15 protein-coding genes are annotated in these 15,679 nt (G+C 63.0%); 10 read left to right on the plus strand and 5 right to left on the minus strand.

Going from position 1 to position 15,679, the window contains the following annotated elements; genetic code table 11:
• The first annotated feature begins 79 nt into the window (after nt 1-79).
• Genes AACZ17_RS07530 through AACZ17_RS07545 form a run of 4 tightly spaced genes read left to right on the plus strand, consistent with a single transcriptional unit; the run spans nt 80 to nt 3,838 of the window.
• A complete protein-coding gene (locus tag AACZ17_RS07530; protein WP_290743255.1) occupies nt 80-1,072 on the plus strand; it encodes a glycosyltransferase in 993 nt (330 codons plus the stop codon).
• Nucleotides 1,073-1,081: 9 nt separating this feature from the next.
• Nucleotides 1,082-1,870 (plus strand): class I SAM-dependent methyltransferase, encoded by a 789-nt coding sequence (locus AACZ17_RS07535; protein ID WP_290743257.1) that lies wholly within the window; start codon nt 1,082-1,084, stop codon nt 1,868-1,870.
• A gap of 3 nt (nt 1,871-1,873) precedes the next feature.
• The gene (locus AACZ17_RS07540) at nt 1,874-2,920 is read left to right on the plus strand and encodes a phytanoyl-CoA dioxygenase family protein (RefSeq protein WP_290743260.1); all 1,047 of its coding nucleotides are present in this window, start codon (nt 1,874-1,876) and stop codon (nt 2,918-2,920) included.
• 24 nt (nt 2,921-2,944) lie between these two features.
• Nucleotides 2,945-3,838, plus strand: a complete 894-nt coding sequence (locus AACZ17_RS07545; protein ID WP_290743263.1) for a glycosyltransferase family A protein — start codon at nt 2,945-2,947, stop codon at nt 3,836-3,838.
• Nucleotides 3,839-3,848: 10 nt separating this feature from the next.
• Here AACZ17_RS07545 and AACZ17_RS07550 read toward each other — a convergent pair whose 3' ends face one another.
• The 3 genes from AACZ17_RS07550 to AACZ17_RS07560 are packed head-to-tail and all read right to left on the minus strand — an operon-like array spanning nt 3,849 to nt 6,775.
• Nucleotides 3,849-5,252 carry a sulfatase-like hydrolase/transferase gene (locus AACZ17_RS07550; protein WP_290743266.1) on the minus strand — a complete coding sequence of 468 codons (1,404 nt, stop codon included), beginning with the start codon at nt 5,250-5,252 and terminating at the stop codon, nt 3,849-3,851.
• A 9-nt stretch (nt 5,253-5,261) separates the two neighbouring features.
• Nucleotides 5,262-6,449, minus strand: coding sequence for an acyltransferase (locus AACZ17_RS07555; RefSeq protein ID WP_290743269.1), 1,188 nt, complete (start codon nt 6,447-6,449; stop codon nt 5,262-5,264).
• Nucleotides 6,440-6,775 carry an MGMT family protein gene (locus AACZ17_RS07560; protein WP_290743271.1) on the minus strand — a complete coding sequence of 112 codons (336 nt, stop codon included), beginning with the start codon at nt 6,773-6,775 and terminating at the stop codon, nt 6,440-6,442. The genes AACZ17_RS07555 and AACZ17_RS07560 overlap by 10 nt, the downstream gene beginning before the upstream one ends.
• Before the next feature lie 154 nt (nt 6,776-6,929).
• Between AACZ17_RS07560 and AACZ17_RS07565 the strand changes: the two genes are divergently transcribed.
• Nucleotides 6,930-7,928 (plus strand): phytanoyl-CoA dioxygenase family protein, encoded by a 999-nt coding sequence (locus tag AACZ17_RS07565; protein WP_290743274.1) that lies wholly within the window; start codon nt 6,930-6,932, stop codon nt 7,926-7,928.
• A 14-nt stretch (nt 7,929-7,942) separates the two neighbouring features.
• On the opposite strand, the gene AACZ17_RS07570 is transcribed toward AACZ17_RS07565, so the two are convergent.
• Complete coding sequence (locus AACZ17_RS07570) at nt 7,943-8,899, minus strand: phytanoyl-CoA dioxygenase family protein (RefSeq protein WP_290743277.1); 957 nt, start codon at nt 8,897-8,899, stop codon at nt 7,943-7,945.
• Between the two features lie 40 nt (nt 8,900-8,939).
• Nucleotides 8,940-11,303, minus strand: coding sequence for an EAL domain-containing protein (locus AACZ17_RS07575; protein WP_290743280.1), 2,364 nt, complete (start codon nt 11,301-11,303; stop codon nt 8,940-8,942).
• Between the two features lie 226 nt (nt 11,304-11,529).
• Between AACZ17_RS07575 and AACZ17_RS07580 the strand changes: the two genes are divergently transcribed.
• From AACZ17_RS07580 to AACZ17_RS07600, 5 genes are all read left to right on the plus strand, one after another.
• Nucleotides 11,530-11,943: an FxsA family protein gene (locus AACZ17_RS07580; protein WP_290743281.1), complete on the plus strand. Its 414-nt coding sequence runs from the start codon at nt 11,530-11,532 to the stop codon at nt 11,941-11,943.
• Nucleotides 11,944-12,169: 226 nt separating this feature from the next.
• Complete coding sequence (locus AACZ17_RS07585) at nt 12,170-12,460, plus strand: co-chaperone GroES (protein ID WP_290743284.1); 291 nt, start codon at nt 12,170-12,172, stop codon at nt 12,458-12,460.
• A gap of 50 nt (nt 12,461-12,510) precedes the next feature.
• A complete protein-coding gene (gene groL, locus AACZ17_RS07590; RefSeq protein ID WP_290743288.1) occupies nt 12,511-14,163 on the plus strand; it encodes a chaperonin GroEL in 1,653 nt (550 codons plus the stop codon).
• Nucleotides 14,164-14,459: 296 nt separating this feature from the next.
• Complete coding sequence (locus AACZ17_RS07595) at nt 14,460-15,011, plus strand: hypothetical protein (protein WP_290743291.1); 552 nt, start codon at nt 14,460-14,462, stop codon at nt 15,009-15,011.
• Nucleotides 15,012-15,174: 163 nt separating this feature from the next.
• Nucleotides 15,175-15,679: hypothetical protein (locus AACZ17_RS07600; protein ID WP_339638033.1), on the plus strand; the 505-nt coding region annotated here is incomplete at its 3' end.

Below are 15,679 nucleotides of genomic sequence, written 5' to 3' on the forward strand. Positions count from 1 at the left end.
CCCCCCTGACGGCGTGGCGGTATGGCAGCCAGTCCGTTACTATCTGCACACGCCACCGGGGCCGCTGAACGGATAATAAATGCTGGCACGTTTCCTTAAAAAAGATGATCGCACTGCGCGCGCCAGGGATGTGCTCAGCGTCAGCTTTGTGGTGATCGTCTATGACATGCAGCAGCAGGCGGAAAACACCATTCGCTCACTGCTGCCGGGCTATCAGCTGGGGGTCAGCGGCGATGAATATGAAGTGATCGTGGTGGAGAATGCCTCTGCCAACACGATGCGTCGTGAGTTCCTGCAGAGCCTGCCTGCCAACGTGCGCTACTTCCTGCGCGAGAACCCCGAAACCAGCCCGGCGAGAGCCATCAATTTTGGCGCCGAGCAGGCCCGGGGCGAGAATATCTGCGTCATCATTGACGGCGCGCGTATGCTCACGCCAGGTGTGGTGCGCACCATCCTTATGGGGCATCGCTTGAGTGACAGCGCCGTGGTGGCGATTCCCGGCTACCACCTCGGCCGGGAACTGCAGCAGGAGGCGGTGAACAGCGGCTACAGCCTGGAGCAGGAGCGCGCCCTGCTGGACTCCATTGCCTGGCCCGAGGCGGGCTATCGACTCTTCGATATCGCCTGTTTCAGCGGCTCCAGCGCCCCCGGACTTTTCATGCCCAACAGCGAAAGCAACTGCATCAGTATTCCCCGCGATATCTGGCGAGGCCTGGGCGGCTATGATGAGCGCTTCAACCTCCGCGGCGGCGGCCTGATCAATCTCGATTTGTACAAGCGCGCCTGCGAATACCCGGGGGTGCAGCACATCATCGCGCCGGGTGAGGGCACCTTCCACCAGTTCCACGGCGGCGTTACCACCGGTGGCCAGAGTCGCGAAAAACGCGAAGCGTATATCGAGCAGAGCAAGGCCCAGTATCGGGAATTGCGCGGTGAGGAATTCGTCAGCCCCCGCAGCCAGCCCCTGTATCTCGGTGAGATTCCCGAGCAGGCGCAGAAATTTGTGCATTACTCGGCGTCCCGTGTGCTCCTCGCGCGCGGGGAGTCCCCCCTGACCCACGGCCCCGCCTGAGGACACCCAGTGAGCAGCAAGATTTACTTTCCACCGTCACTCCAGCGCTTCGAACCCCGGCGCATGGTCTTCAGCACCTGGGTCGACCATCTGCCCTTTGCCTACGACCTGGTCACCGCCCTGCGGCCCCGGCTGGTGGTGGAGTTGGGGGTGTACAACGGCTTGTCCTTTTTCACCTTCTGCCAGGCCATGGTAGAGAACGATATTGACGGCGTCGCCTACGCCATCGACTGCTGGGAGGGGGACGAGCACACCGACGCCTACGACGATTCGGTATACCAGGATGTACAGCAGCATGCGCGGGAGCACTACCGCGGCATTACCTACCTGCTGCGTATGTACTTCAATGAGGCGCTGCGCCATTTCGAGGACGATAGCATCGACCTGCTGCACATCGATGGACTGCACACTTACGAGGCGGTCCGGGAGGACTTCAGCAACTGGTACCCGAAGGTGCGCCCCGGTGGCATCGTGCTGTTTCACGATGTGATGGCCAGGCTCAAGGATTTTGGCGCCTGGAAGTTTTTCGAGGAACTGGAAGCGAGCCACGGTGAAATTTTCAAGTTCAATCACGGGTTCGGACTGGGTGTCTTGCGCAAGCCCGGAGGCACGCCGGTGCAATCCGAGCTGACGGAGCTGTTGTTTTCCGGCGACCCGGAAACGGAGAAGCGCCTGCGCCAGTTCTACTCTCACGCCGCCCACTTCCTGGAGGCGCGCCGGCAGGCGAAGCGCTTCAAACCCAAGGACAGTGCCTATGCGCCCAAGGGGGGGCAGGGCAAGCAGGCCGGAGAAAGCTGAGCGGTGTCTGTCGCTGGCGTGACCCCCGATGCGCTGCTGGCCCAGGCTCTCGCCTTTCGCGAGCAGGGCGATTGGGCACAGGCGTTGGCCGCGCTGACCCGGGCCAATATTCAGCGCCCTTCGGCGGATGTGCAGCAGCAGCTGATTGACTGGCGTATCGAGGCGGGGCGCTCAATGCCGGCGCCTCCCGAAAGCGCACCGCCGGTAACAGCGCCGCTGGGCGCGGTTGGCAGCGTGGGCATCCCCGAAATCGCACCCTCTGAGCTGAGCGCTGCGCGGGTGCGGGAAGCCGTGTATTCCAGCGGTGCGTTGATCGTCCGTGGTCTGCTCGAGCCGCCCACGGTCGAGACACTGCGCCAGCAGATCGAGCGCGTGGTCGGGGCCCGGGAAAATCCCGATGTGTTTCCCCCTGTGGAGCCGCAGGCGGCCTGGTATGTGCGCTCCCCCGAGGCCTGGGGTGCGCCGTCACAATTTTTTCGCCGCCCCGGGCAGACCGTGGAAAGCAGTTCCATCTGGGTCGCCGATTCACCGCGCATGGCCTGTGAACTGTTGGCGCTCTACGAGTCCCTGGGCCTGCCGGCGCTGTTGGCGTCCTATTTTGGTGAGCCCGCTCGACTGTCGGTCAAGAAATGGGTGCTGCGCAAGATGGCGCCGAAGAAAAACGGCAATGCGGGATGGCACCAGGATGGCCGCTTTCTGGGTGAAGACATTCGCTCCCTCAATCTGTGGCTGGCGCTGAGTGACTGTGGTGGCGATGCGCCTGCCCCCGGCATGGATCTGCTGGTCGACGGGCCTCGGGAGATACACCCCACGGGCACCGACGGCGCCTGGTTTGACTGGACGGTGGGGCCGGAGCGGGTGGCCCGCCTCGCCACGGAGGCATCGATAGTCCAGCCGCGTTTTGCCCCGGGTGACGCCTTGCTGTTCGATCAATACAGTCTGCACCGCACCGCGCTCGAGGATCATCACAGCGCGGTCCGTTATGCCATCGAGGCCTGGTTCTTCGCCGCCTCTACCGCACCCGCGCGGCAGCAGCCGCTGTTTATCTGACGCCTGGAGCACCACCGACCTCCCATGCAACTGTCCGTGATTGTCATTGCCTATGCCATGCAGCGTGAGATTCCGCGGACGCTGCAGGCCCTCGCGCGCAGCTACCAGACGATCGGAGCCGACCTCGACTACGAAGTCATTCTGGTGGACAACGGTTCACCCCGGCCGCTGCAGGTTGATGGTCTGAATGACGACGTGCCCGTGCAATTGCTGCGTATCGACGATGCGCTGGCGTCTCCGGCCCAGGCCCTCAACCGCGCGGCAGCGCTGGCGCGTGGCGAGGTGCTGTGCCTGATGATTGACGGCGCGCACCTGCTGACGCCGGGCGTCTTCGAGTGGGCCCTGCGGGCTTTTGCCGCCTTTCCCTGCCCGGTGGTCGCGGCGCGCTATTTCTACATGGGTCCGGGAGAACAGCCCGAGACCGTGCTGCAGGGCTACGACCAGAACGCGGAGGATGCCCTGCTGCGCCGCATCGACTGGCCGCAAGACGGCTACAGGCTGTTTGAGGTGGGTACACCCCTCTCGGGCGGCGCCGCCAGCATTACCTGGTTCAATCGCATGTTCGAATCAAACTGTCTGTTCATGAGCCGGGAACACTATTTTTCAGTGGGCGGCAGCGATGAGCGGTTCGACCTGCCCGGTGGCGGTTTTCTCAACCTCGACTTGTACAAGCGCGCGCTGGATGCAGACGGGGCGGTTTCGGTGCAACTGGTGGGGGAGGGCAGCTTTCATCAGGTGCATGGTGGCACGACGACCAATAGCGAGCGCGTGGCCCGAGAGGCAAAACTGGCCGGTTATCGGCAGCAGTACCAGGCACTGCGTGGACACGACCAGCTGCTCAGCGACAAGCCACTGCATTTCCTCGGGCACCTGCCCACGCAGGCGTCGAAAATACATTTGCGCAAGCGCCAGCGATAACGCCCTCGCCTCAGCGGGCGGGGCTCCGCCACAGCGGCGGCACAGGGCGCGCCAGCATGGTCTGCAGTGTGTCCACATTGGCATCAAGCAGCCCACGGTGGCGGGGTTCAGCGGCAAGATTGTGCGTTTCGCCGGGATCGGACTCCAGATCGTACAGGATGTGCACGTTGGCGACGGTGTGCCAGATATGTTTGTAGCGACCCCGGCGCAGCATCGGTGACCCTTCGAGTGTGCCACAGAAAACTGGCCTCTCGGGTACGGGAGCGCGCCCTTCAAGAACGCCCCACAGGCTCTGTGAGTCCAGATCACTGCACGGTGCGGGCAAGCCGACGCGCTCAAGCACGGTAGCGACAGCGTCAAAGCTCTGTACCGGCTCCTGCACACGGCGGCCGCCGCTGACCCCGGCACCGGCCATGAAGAAAGGCACGCGTGCGATGTCGTCGAAGGGCAGCCAGGGAATCTTGCCGAGATAACCGCGATGCCCGCCGTAGTCGCCGTGGTCGGAGAGGAAGATTACCAGTGTGTTGTCGAGATCCACGGATTGCAGCAGCTCACCCACCATGTCGTCGACGTGATTGATGCCGGCACGTATCGCCGCCAGGACTTTGGGAAGGTGGTCCGCAGCGTGGTGATCCACACGGTCCGGCTCGAAAAAGGTGCCTCGCGGGTGGCGCACGGTGATGTTGGAGAACGGCCAGGGCAGCCCTGCATTGCTCTCCATGCCCGATTGCGGCAGTACCTGATCCTCGGGTCGAAAACGGGAGGCGTAGGGTTCGGGGGGGCTGTAAGGCGTATGCGGGTCCGTGTAGGACACCACGGTGAACCACGGTGAGTCCCGGCGCGCCGGGTCCTGCAGAAACGCCTGTGCGTGGCTTGTGATCCAGCGTGTCGGGTGCCACTCCGCGGCATAGGGAAAGACGCGCGGTATGCCCGGGCGCTGAAAACGCAGATCCTCGCGCCCGGAACCCGTGATCCAGTGCCGGTAGTCGTCGGCCTCATCCCGTGGGTAGCCCGCGGGCAGGTGCTCGCACATCGCCATGGTGTCGAAGCCGTGCTGCGCGCGTATCGGCGAGAAGTGCATCTTGCCGAACAGCGCCGTATCGTAACCCACGTCCCGCAGTGCATGGGCGAGTGTCCAGTACCCTTCTGTCAACGCCAGGCCACTGGCCGTCTGCGCCCGCGGTCGACGGCCCCCGCCGGTGGGTACGCGGTGCGGCAGCAGCCCGGTCAGCAGGGAGGAGCGGGCGGGAATGCAGGCCGTGTCGCTGCTGTAGGCCTGTTCGAAGATGACACCGCGGGACGCCAGGGCGTCCAGGTTCGGGGTGTCAGTCACGCCGTCCCCGCGACCGTAGCCCAGGGAGTCGTAGCGCTGCTGATCGGTCATCAACAGCAGAATGTTGGGGGTGTCTTGCATGGGGTGATTCTACACGGGCAGCGCGCGTTTGCGGCGCAGGAAGGGTTTTTCCACCCAGTGATAGCTCGCCAGCGACAGCGCGAGTGCCAGCGCCAGTGCTGCAGCGGGTACCAGGTACAGCCAGACGGAAGCCTGGTACGCCTCAGGCCCCATGGACTCACGCAGGGGATAGATCAGGTAGAACAGGACCGGCACATGCAGCAGGTAGAGCGAGTAGGAGAGCTTGCCAACCACTGCCAGCGCATTATTGACCAGCAGGCGCTTTGCGGGCAGTTGGCCCAGCAGCAGGCAGAGTATGACCACCGCCCAGAGCGCCGCTTCGTAGCTGTGGTGCAGGTGCCAGCTCACTTCCGCCGCGCCCTTTGCCATCTGCGTGACCGCCAGCAGAATGCGTTCCAGCAGTGCCAGGGCGAGCAGCAGCAATGCAAGCGACAGGCCGGCCAGCATTCGGCTGCGCTGCCGCAGGATGGGCGCATCCGCAAGGCGCAGCCACGCCGCCGCTGTAGCGATACCGATCAGAAAAGCCGGCGCGCGGGCAAACAGGGATTTGCTGAGCAGGAAGGTTTTTCCATCCGCCATCTCGCCAACCACCACCAGCGCCGTATAGGCAGCGGCCCAGGCGAGCAGCAGGACGATGCAGCACAGTCGCCCGCGCGGTCCGGCTGTCCAGAGCAGCATACCCAGCGGTAGCAACAGGTAAAACTGGATCTCCGTCACCAAGGTCCACCACACCACGCTGTAGGGGAATGCCTGGAAACCGACGAACTGGAACAGGGCCGCCCGCGTGATTGTCGCGGTGTCTCCCGTGAGCAGCCAGGTGACCAGCAGGGCAACATAGTAGAGCGGCAGGATGCGCAGTGCCCGCGCCTTGAAGTAGGCCCCGAGCAGGGGTTTTGGCTGCCCCGGGTCGGCGGCGTGGCGCAGCCAGGGCAGGGACAGCAGGAAGCCGCTGAGTACGAAGAAGAGGGTGACGCCTGTGTTGCCGCCGGCGATCAAACCGATGCCCGGTGCGGGGTTGCCGGGGACCTGCAGGCCGCTGAGCCCCCAGGCGTGAAACAGGAAGACCAGCAGAATGGCCAGGCCGCGAATGCAATCCAGTTCCTGCAGGTAGGTACGACGGTCGCGCAGTCCCTCGGCGAGATCCAGCGAAGCCGGAACTCCAGCTGTGGACGCGGCCGCCCCGGCGGTCAGCGACATGCGTCACCCGGTATCCACCGGTAGGTGGCGAGCGCGATACGGTCGCCGCTGCGCACGGTGACGCCTTCTTTTTCGAGTCTTTTTCGCTGCAGCCTGCCCGCGTCCGAGGTTGAGGGAAGGGACAGCTTGCCGGCACTGTTGATGACCCGGTGCCACGGAACGCGGGTATCCGATGGCAGCTGGCGCAGCGCCCAGCCAACCCGGCGGGCCGCCCTGCCAAGGCCGGCAAACCGCGCAATGTCGCCGTAGGTGGATACACGGCCTTGCGGGATGCTGGCGACCACGTGCCAGATGCGTTGGTTGGTGCCCTGCGGGTCGGTTTCCACGGACGGTCTCTTCCTGTGCCAGAGGCGTATGGTGGTATTTTTCGCTGTCCCGAGCAAGCGCTGCGGCGGGCGTCGGCGGGGCCTGTGCAGCGGCTCTTTACTTCGGCCCGTGCTCTGGGCAAAACTGGCGCCGATACAGGCGCCGTGATGGATCATGATCTCCGAAGAACCCGATTATCTGCCCATGAAGGTGGCCAATGCACTGCTCTCTGACGGCCCTGCCCTGCAGGCGCAGATGGCGGAGGACGGCTATCTCTTCTTTCGCGACCTGTTGCCCACCTGCGTGCTGCATGCCCTGCGTGAGGAGGTCACGGGGATTCTCCGTGACATCGGCTGGATCCGCGGCGGGCCGGAGCGTCTGGCGGCGGAGTCACAGGTGCTCCCGTGTCGCGAGGGCGAGCCCCGGTATTTCGAGGCGCTGGACCGCATTCAGTGTCTGGAGCGATTTCATGCGCTGGCCCACGAGCCCGCGCTACTGCAGCTGATGACACGGTTGCTCGGAGAGGGCGCCTTTCCGCACCCCCTCGGCGTGATGCGCCTGGTGTTTCCGGATAACCCGGAGGTGACGACACCCCCGCACCAGGACTACCGCAATAACCAGGGGACCCCGCGCCTGACGGCTGCCTGGATACCCCTGGCAGATTGCCCGCGCCACTGCGGTCCGCTGGCGATCCTGCCCGGCTCGCACCGCAGTGGTGTCCTGCCGCTGTCCTTTCACCTGGGGCCGGGCAATCGCCAGGCCGTGCTGCCTGAGAGCCTGATGCACACTGCCTGGGTGACGGAGGATTTCCGCGCCGGCGACGTGTTGCTGTTCCCTGCGCTGACGGTACATCGGGCACTGCCCAATCAGCATCCGACCCGCATGCGGCTGTCCGTGGACTTCCGCTACCAGCCCGCCGGCGAGCCTCTCACCGAACAGTGCTTGCGGCCGCATTTTGCGCGCCAGTCCTGGGAGGATATCTACCGTGGCTGGAAATCAACCCGACTGCAATATTATTGGCAGGAGCGGGACTACAGCCTGGTGCCCTGGGATGAGTCCCTGCACGCGCTGCCAGCCGACCACTGGGACCAGGCGTTGCGCGAGGACATGATCTATGAGCGGACGCGTCAGCGCCGTTTTCGCAGTCGCAATCGACCAGACCACGAGGATTGAATGCGGCCCCGGCGTTACCAGCGAATCGGTACCTGGTTCAGAGGGGCTGCGCTCTCCCCGAAAAACCAGGTTTCGATCGCATAGCGCGGGCGCTGGAAGTCCGTGCGGTATTGTGTTCGGTGCAGGAACAGGTGATCGAACAGCAGCGCGTCACCGGGATTGAATACCGGCGCCACCGGCGGTGTGCGCGGGAAGTGGCTGGACACCGACTCCGGGCTGACTGACCAGTCGAAGAGCGCGCCATCGGCGGAAACAATGCGCTGCAGGCGCGCGGGTACAACATCCATGCCAGGGGCGCCGGTTTCGCCGCCGCAGCGGGTCAGCGGTATCCACAGGTTGATGCTGTTGATGTACTCGCCCATGAAGGCGCCATCCTGGTGCCAGCCCGCCTGGTGCACTGGCAGCCGGGTTTTGCGCAGCACCCACTTCTTTACCGACAGGCAGGGGGCCTCGCCGAGGTAGTCGGTGAACAGCGCTTTCAGGCCGAGGCTCCCGTACAGCTCCAGCAGGCTCTCGGCTACGCAGGGTGCTTCCGCGCACATGGCGGACCCGGAGTCGCGGTGAAAGGCGCGGGAGCGGCCCAGCTCACCGCCAGGCATTTTTTGGCGCAGGATGTCGGGCGGGTCGAAATAGCAATCGTGCCTGTCACCGGGGGAAGCGCACGCCGTTATGACCCGGTCAATCAGGTCGCGCAGTGCCGGGTGCAGGGACGCCGGGACCAGGTCGCGGACGATAACGGCGCCGTGGGTCTGTATGCCGTGACGCAGTCCGGCGGCGGACAGGGCGGCGGCGGACACCTCCGGCAGGCCGTTGCAGAGTGCCGGCCTGTGCCCTTCCTCTGGCGCGGTTGCCGGGGGCCGGGGTGAAGGTGGCGCTTCCTGCCAATGGCTGATCCGGGCGCTCAGTCGCTCTGCATCCTGTGCCCGGATCCGCCTGAACGGCGCGATAAACTCTGGCTGTGGGGTGTGCATGATCACTCTCCGGTACGAGGGTGCGCAGCGTGTCTGGCGCCTATATCTGGTAGTGTACCGGCGTCGGGTGGCTGTCGTGAAATTGTTGCGCCCAGGCCAGCGCATGCGCCTCCTGCAACGGCCTGCTGTAGAAGAAACCCTGGCCCAGGTTGCACCCCATGGCAATCAGCTTCTCCTGGGTCTCGCGGTTCTCGATGCCCTCGGCAATCACCCGGCGGTTGAAGTTTCTCGACAGGGCAATGATGGATTTCACGATCATCTCGTCCTCGGGGTCGTCCAGCATGTCGGCAACGAAGGACCGGTCGATCTTGATTTCCTGGGCCGGCAGGCGCCGAAAATGATCCAGTGACGAGTAGCCGGTACCGAAGTCGTCCAGTGATACCTCCACGCCCAGCTCGCGACATTCCAGCAGGGTCTCGATGATCTTGTGGGCGTCGTCGAGGGCCGTCGTTTCAAGCAGCTCTATCACCAGTCGTGAGCGCAGTTCTACGTCGCAGTCCTGCAGAGCCTGTCTGAGGTCCTGCACAAAGGTGCTGCCAAGAAAGTGCGTGGGGCTGAGGTTGATGCTCAGTGTGTAGGGCAGGCCGGCGCGTGCCCAGCGCTGCAGCTTTTGCACCGCCTCGGCAATGACGAAGCGCCCCACCGTGGCCGCATACTCGGTTCTCTCCAGCTGTGGCAGGAAGCTGATCGGCGACAGCAGGCCCTCATCCGGGTGATTCCAGCGTATCAGGGCCTCAAAGCCATCAACCCGTCGCGCCGTCAGGGTGATCTTGGGTTGCAGGTAGAGTTCGAGCTGCCCCTCCTGCAGGGCGAGGGAAATGTTCTCCAGGATCTTGACCCGTTCTGCGCGGTACTGGTTGGTCTCGAAATCGAACATCTGGTAGCGGTTCTTGCCGGCGTCCTTCGCCGCATACATTGCCTGGTCCGCATGCCGGAGAAGCAGGTCAGGGGCAGCTTTGTCCTGGGGATAGACCGTCACACCCATGCTCCCGCCGAGCGTCAGCACCTGATTCTGGAGGCGGATGGGTTGGCGTATGGCGCCCAGGATGCGCTCGTACACCGTATTCTCTTCCACGTCCCGGATGATGGCCACGAATTCGTCGCCCCCCAGACGGGCGACAATATCATGTTCGCGCAAAGCGTTTTTCAGGCGCGAGGACACAGCACTGAGCACCTTGTCCCCAACGGAATGGCCGTGGGCGTCGTTGATTTCCTTGAAGCCATCCAGGTCGATAAAGCAGATGGACAAGGTGCCATTGCGGAGTTCAGCCTGCTTCAACTCATCGTCAAACAGCTCGGTCAGGCGCCGCCGATTGGGCAATCCCGTGAGCGCGTCGTAGTTGGCGGCCTGCTCGAGCCCCCTTTGGTGATCGAGCTTCTCCTGATACAGGCGTTTGTGCTCGATCAACTGGCCTACTGTCTGCAGCAGTGGGTCCAGATGATGCGCCGCTTCGGTCGTGTAGGCCTTGCGCTGTGCCGTCAGTCCCACCAGACCCACGCGGTTGCTGCCGGAGAAAATGGGAATACCCAGTTGCGGCCAGACCCCGGTTGCCTGCCCATCGGGACTGTCAGGGGAACCGGTATCGTCGGTCCCATTCCTGATCACCATATCATCGGAGGCGAGGGCGAGGGCAATCAGGGTATCGAACTCTTCGAGGGTTTCACCGTTGGCATCCGTGGCATCTTTGCCAGCCGCTCGACGGATGGTCTCTGTCGTCGCACCGATCTTCAGGTATCGCCTGTTCCGCCTGTCCAGCAACACCTCCCCGATGAAACCGCGCTCGCTGCCAGTCAGCTCCAGAAGGTCGGCCAGCATGAGGTCGAAGGCAGCGTCCTGGTAGGCCTGCGCATGAAACGTATTCTGCGCCCGGTGGATCGCCCGGTTGAGCCGGGTGATCGGCACGGCCGCACGGGATTGAGCTTCTTCCGAGGTGCGTTCGAGCTCGTCCTCCAGAATGTCTGCGAGGTGACGCAGTACGTCGAGTTCCTGCAACGGTATCTGCCGCGGTTGCGGATCGATAATGCACAGGGAGCCCACTTTCATGCCGGTGGGTTCGCGCACAGGCACGCCGGCGTAAAAGCGGATGTGCGGAGCGCCTGTCACCAGGGGATTGGCGCAGAACCGCGGATCGCGCGAGGCGTCTTCTACCAGCAGTATCCCGTCCTGGTGCACCGTGTGGTCGCAGAACGCCATGCAGCGAGGCGTTTCGGTGACCTCCAGCCCGCGGCGCGCCTTGAACCACTGACGGTTTTCGTCCAGCAGCGAGAACAGCGCGATGGGGGTTTTATAGAAGCGACCGGCGATTTCCACCAGCCGGTCAAAACGACGTTCTGCGGCGGAGTCGAGTATGCCCAGGCGGTGCAGGGCCGCAAGGCGACGCTGCTCTTGCGCTTCGGGGGTCATGGGGTAAAGCCCGCTTGACGGCCGACGGTGGCCTGCCAGGGTTGCTTGTTGAGTAGCCACGCCGCGCGGCAGGGCCGAACCTTGCCCATGGGCAACACGTTCCTTATGTCGGGGAGCGGAAGTGTAACAAAATCCGTAAGCGGGCGGCTATCGCTTCCCGGGAAGCCTCGCTCCCTGCATTGCATTTGGGTTTTGCGTCCCCATACTTGCTGTGAGGAGAATGACTATGCGCCTACTGATACTCTTGCTGCCCTGGTTCGAGCTTTTTACCCTGATCCAGCTGGGGGTTGAAACCAGCGCCCTGACGGCGCTCGGCTATGTGCTCTGCACGCTGCTGCTGGGTCTCTGGTTGCTGCGCCGGCAGGGCCTGGACATTTTCCAGCGTCTGGTGGCGGCCCAGCAGGGTGTTGTGCCCGGTCCGCAACTGTTGCTGGACGACATGGCGCTGGGGCTGGCTGCCGTATTGCTGATGGTGCCCGGCCTGTTGTCGGATGTGGCGGCGCTGGTGGTCATGATCGGGCCACTACGACGGCGCCTCGCGCGCTGGCTGGGTGGGCCGCAGGTAGAGACCTATCGCCCGGAGCAGGACCGGGCCGGGCCAACGACGCTGGAGGGCGACTACCGCCGGGTAGATAAGTAAGTTTCTAACCCGTTGATAAATATTGAAAAAGTGCCTTTATCCCGGTTGTGGAGTGCCTTCACTGGAGGCCGCGGCGGGGCGCGTTGACATGAATTTGGCACTCTTGAAAAAAGAGTGCTAAAAAATCCCTTGAAATCCTCCCTTGCGCCCCAATATCCCGAGCAAGCCCCGACGGGGTCTGCCCGAAGCGGGCCTGTATAACACTGTAATCAGGAGAACGTGATCGATGAAAATTCGTCCGCTGTACGACCGTGTGGTCGTTCGTCGCAAGGAAGAGGAAGAAACCACGGCCGGTGGCATTGTCCTGCCGGGTTCTGCCAAGGAAAAACCGAACCAGGGTGAAGTCATTGCGGTTGGCGACGGCAAAGTGCTGGAAAACGGCGAACTGCGTCCCCTGGCCGTCAAGGTGGGTGACAAGGTTGTGTTCGGTCAGTACGCCGGCAGCAACACCATTGAGGTTGACGGCGAGAAGCTGATCATCATGGGCGAGAGCGAAATTTTCGCGATCGTCGAGTGAATGTGAACCCGTTACCCAACAATCAAGTTTCGAGTTAAAGGATTCTGATCATGGCAGCTAAAGATGTAATTTTCGGCGACGACGCGCGTCAGCGCATGCTGAAAGGTATCAACGTACTGGCCGATGCAGTCAAGGCCACCCTGGGCCCCAAGGGGCGCAACGTGATTCTCGACAAGTCCTTCGGTGCCCCCACCGTGACCAAGGACGGCGTATCCGTGGCCAAAGAGATCGAACTGAAAGACAAGTTCGAAAACATGGGTGCGCAGATGGTCAAGGAAGTCGCCTCCCAGGCGTCTGACCAGGCCGGTGACGGCACCACCACAGCGACTGTGCTGGCACAGGCGATCGTCAATGAAGGCCTGAAGTCTGTGGCCGCCGGTATGAACCCGATGGACCTGAAGCGCGGCATCGACAAGGCCATCGCCGCAGCCGTCGCGCAGATCCAGGACGCCGCCAAGCCCTGTGAAGACAGCAAGGCGATTGCCCAGGTAGGCACCATCTCCGCCAACAGTGATCACGCTGTGGGCCAGATCATCGCGGAAGCGATGGACAAGGTCGGCAAGGAAGGTGTGATCACCGTTGAGGAAGGGTCCGGCCTGGAAAACGAGCTGGATGTGGTTGAAGGTATGCAGTTCGACCGCGGCTACCTCTCCCCTTACTTTATCAACAACCAGGAGAATATGAGCGCCGACGTCGAGTCGCCCTTTATCCTGCTGGTCGACAAGAAAATCTCCAACATCCGTGAAATGCTGCCGCTGCTGGAGCAGGTCGCCAAGTCCTCACGTCCGCTGGTCATCATTGCCGAGGATGTTGAAGGTGAGGCGCTGGCGACGCTGGTGGTCAACAACATGCGCGGTATCGTGAAAGTGGCGGCCTGTAAGGCCCCCGGCTTCGGTGATCGTCGCAAGGCGATGCTGCAGGATATCGCCATCCTGACGGGCGGTACCGTGATTTCCGAAGAAGTGGGCATGGATCTCGAGTCCGCTACCCTGGAACACCTGGGCAGCGCCAAGCGCGTCACCATGGACAAGGACAACACCACCATCATTGATGGTGCTGGTGAAGCCTCAGCCATTGAAGCCCGCGTGAAGGAAGTGCGTGTGCAGATCGAGAACACGTCCTCCGATTACGACCGCGAGAAACTGCAGGAGCGCGTAGCCAAGCTGGCAGGCGGTGTTGCGGTGATCAAGGTTGGCGCAGCCACGGAAATCGAGATGAAAGAGAAGAAGGCCCGCGTTGAGGACGCCCTGCACGCGACCCGTGCAGCGGTGGAAGAAGGCGTGGTAGCCGGCGGCGGCGTGGCACTGGTGCGTGCGGTGGATGCCATTCGCGACCTCAAGGGTGACAACGAAGACCAGAACCACGGTATCGGTGCTGCCCTGCGTGCCATGGAAAACCCCCTGCGGCAGATTGTTGCCAACGCCGGTGGCGAGCCCTCTGTAGTGCTCGACAAAGTGCGCCAGGGCAAGGGGAACTACGGCTACAACGCGGCGACCGGCGAGTACGGCGACATGATCGAGATGGGTATCCTCGATCCTGCCAAAGTGACCCGCACGGCGTTGCAGGCTGCCGGTTCCGTTGCGGCGCTGATGATCACCACCCAGGTGATGATTGCCGATGCACCGGAAGACAAGTCTTCTGGCGGCGGCATGCCCGACATGGGTGGCATGGGTGGTATGGGTGGCATGGGCGGCATGATGTAAGCCGGCCACTCCCAAAGCCCTGAAAACCCCGCCCTGTGCGGGGTTTTTTTTTCTTCGTCGGGCACTGTCGCCAACCGAAGGCTGTTGTGGTCCCTGGAAAAGAACTGCATGCAACCCGGTCCGCTGAGTATGCGATGGTGTCGCCGGCACAAAAACGAACCCAATGCAAACACGAGGCGTCTTGCGGGCGTCACGAGCGCGTGGGAAGAATCCGCACAGACAACGCATCTCGCGTTGCGGCGGGTTCCGGCCAGCATCCGGCGTGTGCATCTAGGGACTGGCAGGGAGAGGGGCGAATGCATCAAAAAGAGCAGGGCCGGTTCTACTGGGTGGCTGGGTTACTCGTGCAACTCCTGGGGGCGATGGCCGCGTTTGCGCAACCCACGCTGATTACGCCGCTGGATGTGGCCCGATCGCACCAGTTTTCCTCCGTAACGGATGATCACTCGCAGTCCGGGCTCTATGACGTCAAGAACCCCCTGGAAATTCACGTGCGGATTCATCACCTGCACGTGCCCAAGGAGGGATACGCCACAATCACTTATACATTCGCCCAGGAAAATAAGGATAGTGCGGTGATCCGCCGTGGCCGCGGTGAGCAATCCATCGCCACGCTGAACGCCAGCCGTATCCTCAGCGGGAAGGCCTTCGCAAACATGGACATTTCCAAGGGCGCGAGGGCGGTGCTGTACGGTTGGCCGGCCACCGAAGCCAACATCACCCTGTCCAACTTCCTGGTGGACGAACTGCACCTCCTCGACACGGGCCAGTGGTTCTCCATTCACCAGCCCCAGAACAACGTGTCCAAACATAACAAAGCAACGGGCCCCCGTCTCGAGCCTCGCTAACCGGCTCGCAGGCGATGGCGAACCTCCCGATTTTCGCCCAGTGGGCGACCCAAGGTGGATAAGACGATGGCCCGTTTACTCCTGCATTTCGTTAGCACGCTGTGCGTTCTGCTCGCGGCGATATCGGCACCTGCAGCCATCCCCCCACCTTTGAGCAACCCGGATGTGTCGCCTGAACCGGCACTCGGGGCCGAGCACCACGGTGTACGATGGCTTTGAAACTGCCGTCACCGACGCGGGCAATCGGGTACGCACCACGCGCGTGAACGCCCTGGGTCAGATTGTTCGCGTAGTCGATCCGCAGAGCCTCGTCAGCGAGTTCGAATACGATGCGGTGGGTAACCGAACGCTGGCCACCCATGCCGTGGGTACGGTGCACCAGAGCAGCGTGGCCTATGATCACGACCGTCTGGGCCGTCTCATCGAGGAAGATGACCCCAACCGGGGTGTGCACACCTACACCTACGATGCCCTGGGTAACCGCCTCACCGAGGTAACACCCAGGCTCGCCGCCGCGGCACAGAGCATTGCCTACCAGTACGATGTGCTGAATCGCCCCGTCAGCCGTACCGAGCCGGAGGGAACGACCACCTGGGCCTATGACGATGTGACTGCGGGCAACCTCGGCCTCGGCAAGGTCCACGAAGAGAGCATGACCGGCTACAGCA

The sequence above is a fragment of the uncultured Haliea sp. genome (assembly GCF_963973825.1).
In the GTDB taxonomy this organism is placed as follows: domain Bacteria; phylum Pseudomonadota; class Gammaproteobacteria; order Pseudomonadales; family Halieaceae; genus Haliea.